This is a genomic window from Legionella bozemanae (genome assembly GCF_001648595.1).
GTDB classification, from domain to species: domain Bacteria; phylum Pseudomonadota; class Gammaproteobacteria; order Legionellales; family Legionellaceae; genus Legionella; species Legionella bozemanae.
Map to the genome: position 1 here is coordinate 257 of NZ_KV441812.1, position 263 is coordinate 519.

The following is a 263-nucleotide window of genomic DNA, read 5'->3' on the forward strand; positions in this document are numbered from 1 at the left end:
GCTTGGGGATCAAATCCGTGCATGGCATCTTTAGGTTGGGCGTTTAACGATTTAGCATAATTTTTAAAGCCGTTAAAATCGGTTCCTGTTTGATTCGCAAAACAGCCCATAGAAAGTAATGCCATAAAAACACCCCACTTAAACATGAGTGTTCTCCAAAAGAGCTTGCGCCACCTCGTTTGCACTATCCCCTTTAAGGGCTATGAGTTGTAAACTGTTTTTTATAGATGCATTGCCATACACCACATCATAAGTCTGTTCGG